Annotated in this window: 18 protein-coding genes; 9 read left to right on the forward strand and 9 right to left on the reverse strand. The window is 64.3% G+C overall.

Features of this window, described 5'->3' with window-relative positions; translation table 11 throughout:
• Nucleotides 1-46: 46 nt before the first annotated feature.
• Nucleotides 47-1,159, reverse strand: coding sequence for a DUF262 domain-containing protein (locus N6H05_RS11385; protein ID WP_284113939.1), 1,113 nt, complete (start codon nt 1,157-1,159; stop codon nt 47-49).
• A 10-nt stretch (nt 1,160-1,169) separates the two neighbouring features.
• The gene (locus N6H05_RS11390; RefSeq protein ID WP_284113940.1) at nt 1,170-1,433 is read right to left on the reverse strand and encodes a hypothetical protein; all 264 of its coding nucleotides are present in this window, start codon (nt 1,431-1,433) and stop codon (nt 1,170-1,172) included.
• A gap of 58 nt (nt 1,434-1,491) precedes the next feature.
• Here N6H05_RS11390 and N6H05_RS11395 point away from each other — a divergent pair, with 58 nt between their 5' ends.
• The 5 genes from N6H05_RS11395 to N6H05_RS11415 all read left to right on the forward strand — a co-directional run bounded on the left by N6H05_RS11395 (nt 1,492) and on the right by N6H05_RS11415 (nt 4,508).
• A complete protein-coding gene (locus tag N6H05_RS11395; protein ID WP_284113941.1) occupies nt 1,492-2,220 on the forward strand; it encodes a sterol desaturase family protein in 729 nt (242 codons plus the stop codon).
• Entirely contained in the window at nt 2,217-2,654 is a 438-nt protein-coding gene (locus N6H05_RS11400) for a DUF2141 domain-containing protein (RefSeq protein WP_284113942.1), read from the forward strand. The genes N6H05_RS11395 and N6H05_RS11400 overlap by 4 nt, the downstream gene beginning before the upstream one ends.
• A 111-nt stretch (nt 2,655-2,765) precedes the next feature.
• Entirely contained in the window at nt 2,766-3,677 is a 912-nt protein-coding gene (locus tag N6H05_RS11405) for a tetratricopeptide repeat protein (RefSeq protein WP_284113943.1), read from the forward strand.
• Between the two features lie 14 nt (nt 3,678-3,691).
• Complete coding sequence (locus tag N6H05_RS11410) at nt 3,692-4,303, forward strand: LON peptidase substrate-binding domain-containing protein (protein WP_284113944.1); 612 nt, start codon at nt 3,692-3,694, stop codon at nt 4,301-4,303.
• Between the two features lie 19 nt (nt 4,304-4,322).
• Nucleotides 4,323-4,508 carry a Trm112 family protein gene (locus N6H05_RS11415; RefSeq protein ID WP_284113945.1) on the forward strand — a complete coding sequence of 62 codons (186 nt, stop codon included), beginning with the start codon at nt 4,323-4,325 and terminating at the stop codon, nt 4,506-4,508.
• A gap of 98 nt (nt 4,509-4,606) precedes the next feature.
• Here N6H05_RS11415 and N6H05_RS11420 read toward each other — a convergent pair whose 3' ends face one another.
• The 6 genes from N6H05_RS11420 to N6H05_RS11445 all read right to left on the reverse strand — a co-directional run bounded on the left by N6H05_RS11420 (nt 4,607) and on the right by N6H05_RS11445 (nt 11,437).
• Nucleotides 4,607-5,011, reverse strand: coding sequence for a hypothetical protein (locus tag N6H05_RS11420; RefSeq protein WP_284113946.1), 405 nt, complete (start codon nt 5,009-5,011; stop codon nt 4,607-4,609).
• 47 nt (nt 5,012-5,058) lie between these two features.
• A complete protein-coding gene (locus N6H05_RS11425) occupies nt 5,059-5,484 on the reverse strand; it encodes a RidA family protein (protein ID WP_284114213.1) in 426 nt (141 codons plus the stop codon).
• Between the two features lie 19 nt (nt 5,485-5,503).
• Nucleotides 5,504-6,763, reverse strand: coding sequence for an aminotransferase class V-fold PLP-dependent enzyme (locus N6H05_RS11430; RefSeq protein ID WP_284113947.1), 1,260 nt, complete (start codon nt 6,761-6,763; stop codon nt 5,504-5,506).
• Nucleotides 6,760-7,896 carry an aminotransferase class I/II-fold pyridoxal phosphate-dependent enzyme gene (locus N6H05_RS11435; RefSeq protein ID WP_284113948.1) on the reverse strand — a complete coding sequence of 379 codons (1,137 nt, stop codon included), beginning with the start codon at nt 7,894-7,896 and terminating at the stop codon, nt 6,760-6,762. The genes N6H05_RS11430 and N6H05_RS11435 overlap by 4 nt, the downstream gene beginning before the upstream one ends.
• A 73-nt stretch (nt 7,897-7,969) precedes the next feature.
• Nucleotides 7,970-10,585, reverse strand: a complete 2,616-nt coding sequence (locus N6H05_RS11440; RefSeq protein WP_284113949.1) for a TonB-dependent receptor plug domain-containing protein — start codon at nt 10,583-10,585, stop codon at nt 7,970-7,972.
• A gap of 249 nt (nt 10,586-10,834) precedes the next feature.
• Nucleotides 10,835-11,437, reverse strand: coding sequence for a TlpA family protein disulfide reductase (locus tag N6H05_RS11445; protein WP_284113951.1), 603 nt, complete (start codon nt 11,435-11,437; stop codon nt 10,835-10,837).
• 43 nt (nt 11,438-11,480) lie between these two features.
• On the opposite strand from N6H05_RS11445, the gene argH reads away from it, so the two are divergent.
• The 4 genes from argH to N6H05_RS11465 are packed head-to-tail and all read left to right on the forward strand — an operon-like array spanning nt 11,481 to nt 15,169.
• A complete protein-coding gene (argH, locus tag N6H05_RS11450; RefSeq protein WP_037517474.1) occupies nt 11,481-12,848 on the forward strand; it encodes an argininosuccinate lyase in 1,368 nt (455 codons plus the stop codon).
• Nucleotides 12,849-12,853: 5 nt separating this feature from the next.
• On the forward strand, nt 12,854-13,120 hold the full coding sequence (locus tag N6H05_RS11455) for a hypothetical protein (protein WP_284113952.1): 267 nt from the start codon (nt 12,854-12,856) through the stop codon (nt 13,118-13,120).
• A 25-nt stretch (nt 13,121-13,145) separates the two neighbouring features.
• Nucleotides 13,146-14,411 carry a diaminopimelate decarboxylase gene (gene lysA, locus N6H05_RS11460; RefSeq protein WP_284113953.1) on the forward strand — a complete coding sequence of 422 codons (1,266 nt, stop codon included), beginning with the start codon at nt 13,146-13,148 and terminating at the stop codon, nt 14,409-14,411.
• A complete protein-coding gene (locus N6H05_RS11465) occupies nt 14,411-15,169 on the forward strand; it encodes a precorrin-2 dehydrogenase/sirohydrochlorin ferrochelatase family protein (RefSeq protein ID WP_284113954.1) in 759 nt (252 codons plus the stop codon). Before lysA ends, N6H05_RS11465 begins: the two co-directional genes overlap by 1 nt.
• Here the strand turns inward: N6H05_RS11465 and N6H05_RS11470 are convergent.
• Nucleotides 15,150-15,773, reverse strand: a complete 624-nt coding sequence (locus N6H05_RS11470; protein ID WP_284113955.1) for a response regulator transcription factor — start codon at nt 15,771-15,773, stop codon at nt 15,150-15,152. The two genes, N6H05_RS11465 and N6H05_RS11470, sit on opposite strands and share 20 nt — an antisense overlap.

Here is a 15,773-nt window from a genome sequence, read left to right on the forward strand (position 1 = left end):
TCTTCAGTGATCTGGGCCGAAAAATCGGCTTCCGAATATGGTTTGCTCACGGCATGAACCACGCTTCACCAAACGGAACCGTTCGTTGAATGCGAACAGTACCGCGTAGTCCCGGTGATGTGAAAGATGCCACATTAGGCTGTTCCCAGAAGGTCTCGATCTTTTGTTTCACAAAATCTTTGGCGGCCTGATCTCCGAGCGCCTGAATGGCTGCAAGATTCTTAGCGACGCCAACAGCGATTGCTTCGAGACCAACTAAGCCAACTCTACCGGTGTGTTGGCCGTTTTCAAAACGCCGAAGTGCATTGCCTGCCGCTATCTCGTGCAACAGGCCAAAGGTGCTATTAATTAAATTCACCGCTTGAGCAGCATCGCCCTCTCTCGCAAGGGTAACGGCACTCTCATCGATATACTCTTCGACGTCTAATCGGCCATCGTAAGGTACAAGTGTATGAGCGAGGAACCGCATCGCAAGTTCCATATGTCGTTGTTTTTCTTGTTGATCATCGCTCAATGAAATAACTGCTTGAAATGAAGCTTGTTCAGCTGCCATCTTAATGGCGCGATAGTATACGCCATTTACCATAAGAACAACGCAATTGCGAAGTTCTTGAGCATTCGCTTGGGTTCCGCCTGCGTTTAGACGTTGAAACAGATCGTACTTCGTTTGATCATCGCTTGGACGTTTCAATATTTCAACTGCGATCCTGCTTCGGCGAATTGCAAGTTGCAGGCTTTTGTCGATGCTAGACTGATCGACTTCCGGAACATCCTCGATCCGGTCTGATTTTTGCCAAACCGCATTATGCAATGAGGGCAGGTACTTTGTGGCCTCAAGGATCGACGGCGGGCGTAGCCCGCCACCTTCGCGCAAACGCCCCATAAATTCCAAAATGGTTGAAATTCTTTGTAGGCCGTCGATCAGCTCCCAGGTGCCATCCTCTTTTTCAAAGACAAAAATGGATGGAATCGGAATTCCTAGCAGTAGAGATTCAATTAATTTCGATTTCTGACCAATCTCCCATCGGAATAGTCGCTGAAATTCTGGATCTATTGTTATTTCTTCATCTTCATACATCGTAACAATTTCGCCGATAGACATTTGATAGGCGTCGGTCTTCACTAAACGCTGTGCCTGCTCAATTTCATTCAGAAGCATTGGATGGCCCTCAGAGATAATCTTGCGTTGCCGCTTTCGATATCGGCGTTTCTGTACACACTAACAGGGATGGGATGGTCGGCAAGAAGCGGTGGCGCAATGATTTGAAGATCGCGAGGCGGATCGCCGGGAAGCCGGCACCCGCGATTGTGTTCGGAGGCTGCGACTTTGTGCCAAGCTCAGTCATTCCTAGCCAGGCGGCTTGCACGAGAATGTCCGCTGTTGGGACAGGTAATCGCATCACCAAACGATCAGCTTTGGCGCCAACCAGCATCCACCCCCTCCCCACCCCTCCGCTTCCGCTCCCCCGCAATCACCGCTATAGCCCCGCCATGGTCGCTGCGATCCTCTTGTCCGCGCTGGCGATGACGCTGATCGTCGGGGTGCGCTATCTGATTGCCAGTGGCGGCTTTGCGCTGGCGACGCGGGTGCGGCAGCCGGGCCTCTATCGCGGGCAGGGGCGGCAGATATCGCGGGAGATTGGCTGGTCGCTGGCGTCCGCGGCCATCTATGGCATCCCCGCCGGTATCGTCGCCTGGGGCTGGCAGGCGCGGGGCTGGACGCGCATCTATGAGGATGTCGGCGGCTATCCGCTCTGGTATCTGCCGGTGTCGGTGCTGCTCTATCTCGCCGCGCATGACACATGGTTCTACTGGACGCACCGGTGGATGCACGCGCCCCGGCTGTTCCGCATCGCCCATGCCGTCCATCATGCGAGCCGGCCACCGACCGCCTGGGCGGCGATGAGCTTTCATCCGTGGGAGGCGCTGACCGGGGCGGTGGTGATCCCGGCGCTGGTCTTCCTGATCCCGATCCATGTCGGCGCGCTGGGCGTGGTGCTGTCGATCATGACGATCATGGGCGTGTCCAACCATATGGGGTGGGAGATGTTTCCGCGCTGGATGGTGCGCGGGCCGATCGGCCGCTGGCTGATCACCGCCAGCCATCATCAGCGGCATCATGAGCAATATCGGTGCAATTATGGCCTCTATTTTCGTGTCTGGGACCGGCTGTGCGGCACCGACCGGGGGCTGGGTGAATTCAGGGAGAAGCAGGCGTGATCGGTCGGGTGGTGTTTGCAGCGGTGGCGTTGATCGGGCTGGCGGGGGCGGCGCCGGTGGACCTGGCCCAGCCGATCAGCATGACGGCCGAGGGGCTGCGATCGGCCAAGGGGCGCATCCTGATCTGCGTGGCGCGATCGGCCGATTATTTCCCCGATTGCAGCAAGGATCCGGACAAGCGCCACCTGATCGTGGCGACGACGGGCAATGCCATCCCGCTCGGCAATCTGGCGCCGGGCGACTATGCGATCGCGATCATCCATGACGAAAATGGCAATGGCAAGCTGGACACCTTTGCCGGCATTCCGCGCGAGGGGGTGGGCTTTTCGCGCAATCCGGTGCTGCGCTTCGGCGCGCCCAGCTTCCGGTCGGCCGAGTTCGTGGTGAGCGGCGCGCCGGTGCGGCAGGCGATCCGGCTCAAATATTTCCTGTAAGGCGGCGCGCGCGCCCCGACTTGTCCGCCAACTCTGGCAGGGGTGGGGGTGACGCCCCACATAAGGCGCTGTATGACGGCGGCGACTAACCGCATTGCAGGAGAATGAAGCGTGGCGACCCTGGGACTGAGCGAGGCCGACAAGGCGGCCGTGGAGGCGTTTCGCCAGGATGTGGTGGAGCCTTCGCGCACGAGCCTGGTGATCGTCGACTTCTGGGCCGAATGGTGCGGCCCGTGCAAGCAGCTGGCGCCGGTGATCGAGAAGGTGTGCGCCGACTATGCCAGCAAGGGCGTCAAGCTGGTGAAGGTGAATGTCGATGAAAATGGCTTCATCGCCAGCCAGTTCCGCGTCCAGTCGATCCCGACCGTCTATGCCGTGTTCCAGGGCCAGCCGGTCGCGGACCTGAGCCAGGCGCGCACCGAAGGGCAGTTGAAGCAATATCTGGACCAGCTGCTGAGCCAGCTGCCGATCGAATCGGACGAGAAGGCGCAGGCGGAAGAGATCGCGCCGCTGATCGCCATGGGCGAGGAGATGCTGGCCGGCGGCGAGGCGGAGCGCGCCCTGTCGGTGTTCCAGCAGATTGCCGACATTGCGCCCGACAATGCCGAGGTGCTGAGCGGCCTGCTGCGCGCGCTGGTGGCGCTGGGCCAGCTGGACGAGGCCGATGCGCTGCTCGCCGAACTGCCCGCCGAGATGCAGAAGGACCAGGCGATCGAGCGCGCCAAGGCGGCGCTGGCGCTGGCCCGCAATGCGAAGCCCGTGGCCGACCTGTCTGGGGTCGAGGCGCGGCTGGCGGCCGATGCCGACGATCATGAAGCACGCTTCGAGCTGGCGACCGGGCTGATGGGCAATGGCGACCGCGACGGCGCGGCCGAGCAGCTGCTGGAGATCGTGCGCCGCGACCGGGCCTGGAATGACGGCGCCGCGCGCACCCAGCTTCTGACCCTGTTCGAGGCGGTCGGGCTGGAAGATCCGTGGGTGGCGGCGCAGCGCCGCAAGCTGTCGCAGATCCTCTTCTCCTGAGGATCGGTGAGCCGGTGAACCGCGCGCGCATCTCGATCTTTCCCTTGTCCGGCGCGCTGCTGCTGCCGGGCATGGAGCTGCCGCTGCATATCTTCGAGCCGCGTTATCGCGCGCTGGTGCAGGATGCGTCCGCGCGCGACCGGCGCATCGGCATGATCCAGCCGCGCAGCGAGGGGCCGAAGCCGCCGCTGTTCGATGTCGGCTGCCTGGGCCGGATCAGCCATATCGAGGCGCTGGACGATGGCCGGTTCAACATCATCCTGACCGGGCTGGCCCGGTTCCGGCTGGTGCGCGAGCTGGAGGTGTCGACCCTGTTCCGCCAGATCGAGGCGGAGGTCGAGCAGGCGCCGGAGGACGAGGTGCTGCATCTGGTCGAGCGGGCGGCGCTGGAGCAGGAATCGCGGCGCTTCGCCGATGCGCTGGGCTATGCGGTCGACTGGACGGCGGTGTCGCGGCTGGACGACATGGCGCTGGTCAACGGCATCGCCCAGATCGCGCCGTTCGACCCGGCGGCCAAGCAGACCTTGCTGGAGGCGGACACGCTGAGCGAGCGGGCCGACCGGATCATCCAGCTGATGCAGATCGTCGGCCGCGCCGAGCGCGACGGCGGCGCGACGATGCAGTGAACGGGCAATGAGCGAGATTATGAGCGAAGAGACGGCCCCGATCGATCCCTGGCTGCTGGCCAAGCTGGTCTGCCCGGCGACGCGCACGCCGCTGCGCTGGGACGGCGCGCGCCAGGCATTGGTGTCGGACGCGGCGGGCCTCGCCTATCCGGTGCGCCATGGCGTGCCCGTGCTGGTCGCGCGGGAAGCGGTGTCGTTGGGCTGATATCATGGCGCTCTACGTTTTTGTTGTCGCATCATTTTAAGCGCAAACCCGAGCCGGAGGCACGCGGCTCCGGCCCGCCCACTTTTGCGCATGATGCGCTAAAAGCCCAGCGCGCGCATATGCTCCCGCTCGGCGCCTTCATCCATGGGAAAGAGCGCAACATGATGCACTTTGGTGACCAATAGTCGCTGTCCTGCAATCCTGCCGGATAGCGAGGCCCGGATGATGCCTGCTTCGGTCCATTCGCGTCTGATCGGCGCTTCCAGGGCATGTCCCGCTTCGTCGGACCTCCAGTCCAGCGGGATGCCGCGGTGTCGGCATTTTTCCGTAACCAGAATGAAGCCGTGGTCAAAAGTGCCGATGATGATGCCGGACCAACGCACATCGGTCCCGTTCCAGCTTGCGAGATGTTTCGGCATTTCGCAGAGATCGGAGGGCGCTGGAACGGGCGCGGCACATGACGCCATCATTGTCGCGATCAGCAGGGCAATGTATTTCTTCACCGCGATTGCATAGGCGTGGCCGAAAGGCGCGCAAAGCGCCCCTCGCCCTATTTGAACGACGCCAGGCATTCCACTTCGAGCGGGGCGCCGAGCGCCAGGCCATCGGCGCCGAAGGCGCTGCGGGTGGGCAGGCGCTTGCCTTCGAAATAGCTGACATAGATGCTGTTGAAGCGCGGCCAGTCGGCCATGTCGTCCAGCATCACCGTGCATTTGACGACATGGCCGAAGTCGAGGCCATTATCCTTCAAGATCTTGCCGATCGAATCCATCGCGTTCTTCACTGCCGCGTCGAACCCTTCCTTGTGCGGGTCCATGCCGTCGGGCACCTGGCCGATCTGGCCCGACATGTAGAGCATGTCGCCGACCCGGATCGCCGGCGAGAAGGGCAGCTTGGCCGGCAGCGGCTTCTGCGCGCCGGCGGGGGCGGCGATCATGAGGCTGGCCAGAAGGGCGGGGGCGAGCAGCTTTTTCATCATAGGGCTCCGAAAAGGATCAGACGCGGGGCAGGGCGGCGATCAGCCGTTCGACATCCTTGTCATCGTTGAACACCGATGGCGAGATGCGGAAATAATTGTCGTGGACGGACAGGCGGACCTGCGCTCGCGCCAGCGGGTCGGTGAGCAGGCCCTTCGCATTGGGCAGGACGCAGCTCAAGAGCGGGCTGGTCGTGCCCGGCGGGGTGATGAGGCGATAGCCCTTGCGCGGCAGTTCGTCGCGCAACTGGCCGATCAATTGCTGGGCATGGGCCTGGATCGCCGGCACGGTGAGGGTCGAGATGTAGCTGATCGAATGATCGAGCATGGCGCTGATCGCCTGGGCATAGGTGCCGGTGCCGAAATGGCCGAGTGCGCCGGGGCGGGCGACATAGCTGGTCGGCGCATCGCCGGGCGGATCGAGCGGGAAGACATGGGTCTGCGGCGGCGAGAGGCCGATGCCGGGCGGCGCACCGGGCGCGGCAAAACCATAATAGCCATATTCGGTCCGGGGCAGCGGGTCCGCGATGCCGCGCCGGACATAGAGGAAGCCCAGGCCAAAATCGCCCATCAGCCATTTATAGGTGGCGCAGGCGGCGAAATCGACGCCGCTGTCATGCAGGTCGATTGGCACCGCCCCGGCGGCATGGATGATGTCGGCATAGACGAGCGCGCCGACCTTGTGCGCCATCGCGCTGATCGCCTTCAGGTCATGCTGGAAGCCATTATAGGTGGAGACGGCCGAGACGCTGACCAGCTTCGTCCCCGGCGTGATGGCGCGGGCCATGTCCTCGGGTGCGATGCGGCCCTCGCGCGCCTGCACCCAGGCGACGTCGACGCCCTGTTTCGCCATTTCCTGATACATGGGGAAGGCGGCGTAGAAATGGAGCGTGTCGGTGACGATGCGGCCGCCATCCTGGGGAAAGCCGAGTGCGCGCAGCACCGCCTGCTCGCCCATGGTGGTGGACTGGACCCAGGTGATCTCGTCCGCATCGGCGCCCATCAGCGCGGCGAATTTCGCGATCAACGCGGCGCGGTCGACCGGCTTGCGCGCGGTCGCGACGGGATCGAGCGTGCGGCCGGCGAGATAGGCGTCGGCGGCGGCCCTGGCGCCCAGGCTCACCGGATGGGTGGAGGCGCTGTCGAGATAGGCGGCCGGGGTGGCGGCGAAGCTGGCCTTGTCGGGCGGCGATGCCGGTGCGGCGACGGCGCGGACGGCCTGTGCCGCCAGCGGCACGGCAAGCGCTGCGCCCAGCGCCTGGCGCCGGCTGAGACTCATGCCATGATCCGGGCGAGGGCAGTCTTGAACGCCTGCATCTCCGCCGGCGTGCCGAAGGAGACACGGACCCAGTCGTCCATATGCTTGCGCGGGCCGCCGATGAAGATCTTTTCCTTCGCCAGCGCGGCGGTGATGTCGGCGCCGGGGCGGCCGACATGGATCATCGCGAAGCTGGTCTGCGAAGGGAGATATTTGAGGCCGCGCGCGTCGAGCCAGGCGAAGAGATCGTCGCGCACCGCCTTGTTATAGGCCTTGCGCTGGGGCAGCAGCGTGGGATCGAGCAGGCTGGCCTCGGCCGCGACCACGGCGGGCATCGGCGTGATGTTGACGCCATAGTCGGCCATGCCGTCGAGCAGATCCTTGCGCCCGGCGATCAGGCCGCAGCGCAGGCCGGCAAGGCCGTAGATTTTCGAGAAGGTGCGGGTGACGAGGATGTCCGCGCCCTTCGCCACCAGGTCGAGGCAGCTCTGCGCGTCGCTATAATGGATATAGGCCTCGTCGACGAGCAGCACGGAGCCGGCCGGCTTGTTGGCGAGCAGCCATTCGATGTCGGCGCGCGGGATCGGCAGGCCGGTCGGGTTGTTGGGATTGCAGAGATAATAGACGCCGGCGTCCGGCGCGGCGGCGAGCAGCTTGCGGACATCGGCGGTGAAGTCGCCGTCCAGCGGCAGGGCGACGGCGCGGGTGACCGGCTGGTTGCCCTTGCCCAGGAACCCCTGGTCGAAGGTCGGCTCGAAATAGGCGATCGGGCGGGTCTTGGACGAGTAGGTCAGTGCGACCGAGCGCAATGGCATGAAGGAGCCGGGATGGACCTGAACCTGGTCGGGCGACAGGCCGTTCTGGCGCGCGAACAGGTTTTCCAGCTTCGAGGCGAAGGCCATGCCATAGCGGCCGGCGAGCGGATCGAGCCCGGACAGTGCCTGCAGCGCGGCGGGCGCGGGGCCGAGCGGATTTTCGTTGCTGTTGATGAAGATGCCGTCGGTGAGGGTGGCGACCATCGCTTTGGGATCATCGCTCATCGCCACCTTGCGATCGCGCTGGGTGAGGGCGGGCGCCGCACCGGCTATTGCCGCCGCGCCCATGGCGCCGCGCATCAGCATGCGGCGGCTGAGAGTGTCCGGACGGTCGGTCATGCTGGCTGCTTCCCCCGAAGATCACAAAAAAAAGGGCCGGTCCTTGGCGGACCGGCCCTTCATTTTTACGCGCTTAGAACCTGAAGTCGATGCGCGCGTAATAATAGCCGCCGGCCGTGCCATAGGGGCCATGGCCATAGGGGCTGTCATAGGAACCCGAGCCGTTGATGTAGGGCGACTGGCTGACCGGTACGGTCACGCCCTTGAGCAGCTTGGGCACTTCCGGCTTCTGGTTGAACAGATTGTTCGCACCCAGCGAGAAGGTGACAGCGTCGGTGAAGTCGTAGCTCACTTCCAGATCGGTGATCGGAGCGGCCTTGACCACGCCCTTGAAGTAGAGCTGGTCTGCACCGCCGGCGCCGTCCTGGATCAGGAAGCCGCCTTCGGGGACGATGATCGCACCGCTACTGTCGCGTGCGGTGAAGCCCGGCCGGATCAGCATGCTGGTCTTGCCATAATAGGTTTCACGCAGGTTCAGGCTGAACGGGCCGCTCTTGAACAGGGCGCCGAATACGACCTTATAGTCGGGCGTCGAGTCTTCGATATTGCTTTCCGATGCCGCGTTGAACAGCGGATAGCCGACCTTGTTGTTGGTGATCTTCGTCTTGTTATAGTTGGCGTTGAGCGACAGGTTGAGCGAACCGAAGTCCAGCGCCACCGGATAGGAGGCCGAGAAGTCGATACCCATCGTCCGGGTGTTGATGCCGTTGGTGAAGCTCTGCACGCCGACGGTCTGGAGCGCGGTATCAAGCACGATGCCCGCCGCCGCCAGCGCATCGAAGATCGCAGCCGCGCCCGGCTGGACAACGCCACCCTGAACCGCGTTACGCGATGCTGTAGCGGTGATGCGATCCTTGATCTTGATCATATAGGCATCGACCGTGACTGCCAGCTTGGGCACCGGACGCACGACGAAACCGGCCGAGAAATTCTTCGACTTTTCCGGGCCGAGCGGACCGAAGCCGAGCAGCTGGGCGGCCGGGGTGCCGGCAGGCAGCTGGGCGACGGCGCTGGTCGGGCCGACGTTGATGGTCGAATATTTCTGTTCGGCCAGCGTCGGTGCGCGGAAGCCGGTGCTGGCCGTGCCGCGGATCGCGAAGGCATCGCTGAAGTCGTAGCGGGTGGTGATCTTGCCGATCAGCGTGTCGCCAAAGTCGCTATAATCTTCATAGCGGCCGGCAAGGTCGACGCTCCAGCCATCGACCGGCTCGGCGATGAAGTTGACATAGCCGGCCTTGGAATTGCGGGTGTAGCGGCCCGCGTCGGTCGCCTTGTAGCCCGGGAAGGACTGAACACCGGTCTTGTAGGTCGAGTAGAAATCGCCCTGGACGATTTCATACATGTCCTTGCGATATTCACCGCCGAAGGCGAAGGTCAGCGGACCGGCCATGCCGACGTCGAATTCCTTGCGTATGTCGGCGTTGACCGTGGTCTGGCTCAGGCGGAAGCCGCCGTCATAGGCCTTGTCGGGCGTGTTGGGCGTGCCGATGCCGGCGAGCGCTGCGGCATAGCTTTCCTGCCAGACTTCGCGATGGGCCGACTTCTCGGTCCAGATCTCGTTCTTCTGATAGCCATAGGTGCCGCTGACGTCATAGGTCCAGTCACTGCCGAAATCGCCCTTGGCGCCGACGGTGAAGCTATATTCATCCTCGATCACATGCTGAAGCGGGACCATGCCGTAGGTGCCGGTGTCGCCATAGCAGATGCTGGGATCATAGGCGGCAGAGGTGACGCTGCCGCCCAGGTTGCCGGTTTCGTAACAGATGCGCTTGGGATGGCGATAGCCCTGCTTGGCCCAGCCTTCGCGGCGGGAGACATCACCGAAGGCATAGAGTTCGACGCCGCCGAAATCATAGCCGGCGTTGAAGAAGGCGACGTTCAGTTCCGACTTGGGCTGGCCGCCATTGATGTTGGCCAGCGCGTCGCCGGCCAGGTTCGACCATTGGGCCGGGGCGTTGGGCTGGAGCGTGCCGTCGAGCTGGGTGACCTGGACCTGGCCCTTGCCGAGCGTGGTATAGTCCTGGCGGCGATGGAACAGGGTGAGGTCGAAATAGCCGTCCTCGCCCAGTTTGAAGCCGACATTGCCCGAGGCGGAGAAGAGTTCGCCCTGGCTGTTATAATATTGACCGCCGGTCACCTTGAAGGTGCCGCCTTCGGTCTGGTCCTTGAGGATGAAGTTGATGACGCCGGCGATCGCGTCGGTGCCATAGACGGCGGCGGCGCCTTCCTGGAACACTTCGACCTGCTTGATCGCGTCTGGCGGAATGAGGTCGATGCTGGGCGCGGCCGAGCCGGAGAAGGCGCCGAGCACCTGAAGGATGCCGTTGCCGTGGCGGCGCTTGCCGTTGACCAGAACCAGCGTGTGGTTCGGCGACAGGCCGCGCAGACGGGCCGACAGCGAGAAGCTGGACATGTCGGTGCCCTGCGTCTGCGCCGTGAAGCTGGGCACGATCTGGGTCAGCACCTGATTCATGTTGGGCTGGCCGACGCGGCTGATCGCGTCTTCGCTCAGCACCTGGATCGGCGCTGCGGATTCCGCGGCGGACATGCCGATGGCGCGGGTGCCGGTAACGATGATGGCGGCGCCGTCGTCGACCTGCGGTTGCTGCGGTGCTTCCTGCGCAATTGCAGCAGCGGACCAGGACGAAGCGGCGATCAGTGATAGTTTAAGAGCGGATAATCTTGTCATTCTATGCCCCCTGTTATGCATTATCGTGACACAGGGGAAAACGAGGCTTGGCGAAATAACCTCTATTGCAGTGCAAAAATTATGACGTGAAATGAAATATTTCTGCTTTGTATCTAATGCCGGATTCGCCAGGTTATTTTAGATTCGCAATGTTTTTCAAATGACAAGGTTGGATGCATCGTGATGCATTTTGCAATCAACTGGTATGGCGGGTTTTTGGTCGTTGTTCGTTGTTGATTTACTTGTGCCTCATTCGCCCTTGGCCATGGCGATGAGCTTGCGGGCTTCCGCGCCGGTCCAGTCCATGGCTCCGACCACGCGCGCAACCTCCTTGCCCTTGGCATCATAAAGGACGGTGGTCGGCAGGACGCCGGTGGCATAGCCCAGGCCCAGCTTGTTCTCGGGATCGGTCCAGCCCTTGAGGTGGGGCAGCTTGTGCTTGGCGAAGAAGGGCCTGATCGCGGCCTGGCCCTGCACGTCCTGCGAGATCGTCAATACCGCCAGACTCCTGTCACCTTCGCTGTCACTTTGCGCGGCGAAGGCGTCGAGCGTCGGCATCTCCGCCACGCAGGGCGCGCACCAGGTCGCCCAGAGATTGACCAGCAGCGGCCGGCCGGCAAAGTCCTGCAGGGTTGCTGTGCCGCCCTGCGGATTTTCGAACGCGAAGGTCGGCGCGGGCGTGCCCGCCTTGCTGCGGTCGATCGTGTAGTTGAATTCGCCCTTGGCGCTGCCGCCGGCAGCGGGTTGCACTTCGTCGCCCGTCACCTCGCCGCTGGCGCTCGCATTGGCTTGCCCCGCGGGCGGGGATTGCCTATCGCATGCCGCCAGCCCAGCCAGCAGGAGCAGTGTCATTACCGAGCGCAAGGACGATATCATGGAAGCAGGCTCCAACAGCATGTGGGGTGGCCGGTTCGCGGCCGGCCCGGCATCGATCATGCGTGAGATAAATGCCTCCATCCCCTTCGACAAGCGCTTGTGGAAACAGGATATCGCCGGCTCCAAGGCGCATGTCGCGATGCTGGCCAAGCAGGGCATCGTCGATGGCGAGGATGCGCAGGCGATCACCGAGGGTCTGAACCGGATCGCGGCGGAATATGAAGCCAATGGCGTTCCGGTCAATCTGGACCTGGAAGATATCCACATGGTCACGGAGTCGCGGCTGGCCGAACTGATCGGCCCGGCCGCCGGCCGCCTGCACACCGCGCGCAGCCGCAACGACCAGGTTGCGACCGATTTCCGCCTGTGGGTCCGCGATGCCATGGATGAAGTGATGGCGGGCCTGGCCGGGTTGCAGCAGGCGCTGCTCGCTCGCGCCGAGGAGCATGTCGATGCGGTGATGCCGGGCTTCACCCATCTCCAGTCGGCGCAGCCGGTGACTCTGGGCCATCATCTGATGGCCTATTATGAAATGGTGCGCCGCGACCGCAGCCGCTTTGCCGATGCGCGCGTGCGCCTGGACGAATGTCCGCTGGGCGCCGCTGCGCTGGCCGGCACCGGCTTCCCGATCGACCGCCATGCCACGGCGGCGGCGCTGGGCTTTGCCAAGCCGACCGACAACAGCCTGGACAGCGTGTCCGACCGCGACTTCGCGCTCGACTATCTGATGGCCGCGACCCAGGCATCGCTGCATCTGTCGCGCCTGGCCGAGGAATTCATCATCTGGGCGAGCCAGCCCTTCGGCTTCGTCAAGCTGCCCGACGCCTATTCGACCGGCAGCTCGATCATGCCGCAGAAGCGCAATCCCGACGCGGCCGAACTGGTGCGCGGCCATGCCGGCCGCATCATGGGCTGCATGAATGCGCTGTGCGTGACGATGAAGGGCCTGCCCCTCGCCTATTCCAAGGACATGCAGGACGACAAGCCGCCGGTGTTCGAGGCGCACGACCTGCTGGGCCTGTCGATCGCAGCGATGACCGGCATGATCGAGACGGTGACGTTCCGCACCGACCGGATGCGGGGGCTGGCCGAAAGCGGCTTTGCCACAGCGACGGACCTGGCCGACTGGCTGGTGCGCGAGGGCGACATTCCCTTCCGCGAGGCGCATCATATCACCGGGCGCGCGGTGGCGGCCGCGGAAGAGGCCGGCGTGCAGCTCGCCGACCTGCCGCTCGACACGCTCAAGGCCATTGATGCGCGTATCGACGATCGCATCTATGCGGTATTGACGGTCGATGCGTCGGTCGCCAGCCGCAAGAGCCATGGCGGCACGGCGCCCGATCAGGTGCGCGCGCGGATCGCCGCGGCGCGCGCGACACAGGAGTGAGGCAGATGGCACGGCATGTCCGCAACGGGCTGATGATCGGGGTAATGGCGCTGGCGCTGGCCTCCTGCGGCGGCCGTGAATCGCTCAAACCCGTGGCGGGCCAGAAATTGCCCGCCGTGCCGGTGGGGGCGGCGACCGCGCCGACCGCCGCCGACCTGACCGATGCCGGCACCCAGGCGCGCCCGGAGCGCAACGTGGAGTTGCTGACCCAGTCGCGCCAGCGCGGTAATGACGAATTCGATCTGCCGCCGGAAAGCCGGCCGCAACAATAATCCCTATTCCCGCAAGGATCAGACCTTGGATCATTTCGATTATGTAGACGGCACCATGCATGTGGAGCAGGTGCCGATGGCGGAGATTGCGCAGCAGGTCGGCACCCCGGTCTATGTCTACTCGACCGCGACGCTGGAACGTCATGTCGGCGTGTTTCGCGACGGGCTGTCCCAGCTCGACAATCCGCTGATCGCCTTTGCCGTGAAGGCCAATCCCAATGCCGCCGTGCTGGCGACGCTGGCGAAGCTGGGGCTGGGCGCGGACGTGGTATCGGGCGGCGAATTGCAGCGCGCCGTGGCCGCGGGCATTCCGGCCGATCGCATCGTCTTTTCGGGCGTCGGCAAGACCGCCGAAGAAATGAAGCTGGCGCTGGAGCTGGGCATTTTCCAGTTCAACCTGGAGAGCGAACCGGAAGCGGAAATGCTGTCGCAGGTTGCGGAGTCGATGGGCCGGAAGGCGCCGGTCGCCTATCGCATCAACCCCGATGTCGACGCCGGCACTCATGCCAAGATTTCGACCGGCAAGTCGGAAAACAAGTTCGGCATCCCCTATGACCGGGCGCTGGAAAGCTATGCTGCCGCGCGCGACCTGCCGGGCCTCGATGTCCAGGGCGTCGCCGTGCATATCGGCAGCCAGCTGACCGACCTGGCGCCGCTGGAGGCGGCCTTCGTCAAGGTCGGCGCGCTGATCGCGCAGTTGCGCGCGGCGGGCCATGACATCCGCACCGCCGATCTGGGCGGTGGCCTGGGCGTACCCTACGACCCGTCGCAGCCGCTGCCGCCGAGCCCGGCGGATTATGGCGCGATGGTGACGCGGGTGACGCAGGGCTGGGATGCGCGGCTGATGTTCGAGCCGGGTCGGGTGATCGTGGGCAATGCCGGCGTGCTGCTGTCGAAGGTGATCCGCGTCAAGCAGGGCGCGCAGGCGCCGTTCGTGATCGTCGACGCGGCGATGAACGACCTGATGCGCCCGAGCCTCTATGACGCTTGGCACGATATCCGCGCGGTGGCGCCCGACGGCAACCGGATCGCGTCGAACGTGGTCGGGCCGGTGTGCGAAACCGGCGATACCTTTGCCATGGGCCGCGACATGGACGTAGTGGCGGCCGGCGACCTGCTGACATTCATGACGGCTGGCGCCTATGGCGCGACCATGGCGGGCACCTATAACAGCCGGTCGCTGACCCCTGAAGTGCTGGTGTCGGGCGACAAATGGGCGGTGGTCCGCGCGCGCCCGCCGATCGAGGCGCTGATCGCGGGTGATCATATTCCCGATTGGGTTGCTGGCTGATGCACAGCCTGCCCGTCTTTCTGCGGCTGGAGGGGCGGGCGGTCATCCTGACCGGAGAAGGCGAGGCGGCCGATGCCAAGCGCCGGCTGCTGGAGCGCGCCGGCGCGCGCATCGTCGGCGAGGATGATGCGGATGCGCGGGTCGCGATCGTGTCGGATGGCGACGCGGCGGTCGTGGCGCGACTGCGCGCGCGCGGCGTGCTGGTCAATGCGACCGACAAGCCGGACCTGTGCGATTTCACCCTGCCGGCGATCGTCGATCGCGATCCGGTGCTGATCGCGATCGGCACGGGTGGGGCGTCGGCGGGGCTGGCGGCGGCGCTGCGGCAGCGGATCGAGGCCTTGTTGCCGAGCGGGCTGGGCGATCTGGCGCGGGCGCTGTTTGCGGCGCGGGGGCGGTTGCGCGACCTGTGGCCCGATGCCGGCGCACGGCGGCAGGCGATCGGCAAGGCGCTGGCGCCGGGCGGGGCGATCGATCCGCTGGGTTTCGATCCGGATGTCGACTTCTGGCTGGCGGAAAATCCGGAGGCGGACAATAGCGAGCTATATCTTGTCCGGCTGACGTCGGCCGATCCCGACGACCTGAGCGTGCGCGATGCGCGGATGCTGGCGCTGGCGGACCGGGTCTATCATGACGGGTCGGTGGCGTCGGCGATATTGGACCGGGCGCGGGCGGATGCCGAGCGGATCGCGGCGGATGGTCCGCCCGAACGGCCGGGCGTCGGCCTGAATCTGTGGGTCAGTTCTGCCGCGCGTTGAGGCGGGCGACTTCATCCTGCAAGGCCTGGATCGAGGAGACGAGGCGGGCGCGGTCGAGCTGCATTTGCTGCAGGGCGTCGCGGGTTTCGCCCAGTTCCACCGCGCGGCGGGCGATGCGGGCATCGAGTTCGGCATTGTGGCGGCTGAGCATGTCGAGCCGTTCGGCGCGGGCGCACAGATGGCGCAGCCGTGCATCGAGCAGGTCGAAATCGAACGGCTTGACGATATGGTCGTCGGCGCCAGCCTCCAGCACTTCGACGGCGGACTGGCTATCCATGCGACCGGTCAGCATGACGATGCAGGCATGGGGGGCGAGTGCGGCGGCGCGTATGCGCTTCATCGTCGTCACGGCGGGCAGCATCAAAAGGTCCATGTCGATCAGGATCAGGTCGACCGGACGCGTCACCAGCAGGTTGAGGGCGATGAAACCATTTTCGGCCAGCATCACGTCATAGTTAAGCCGTGACAGGCGGCGGGCGATGACGGCGCGGGCGGTCGCATTCTCGTCGATCAGCAGCACGCGCAGCCGACGCGAGGCGGTGGCGTCGCTTTCCGGCTTTTCAGCAACGATCTGATGAAGGGGCTTGCGCTTGAAAAACGGCAT

It is taken from the genome of Sphingobium sp. WTD-1 (assembly GCF_030128825.1).
In the GTDB taxonomy this organism is placed as follows: domain Bacteria; phylum Pseudomonadota; class Alphaproteobacteria; order Sphingomonadales; family Sphingomonadaceae; genus Sphingobium.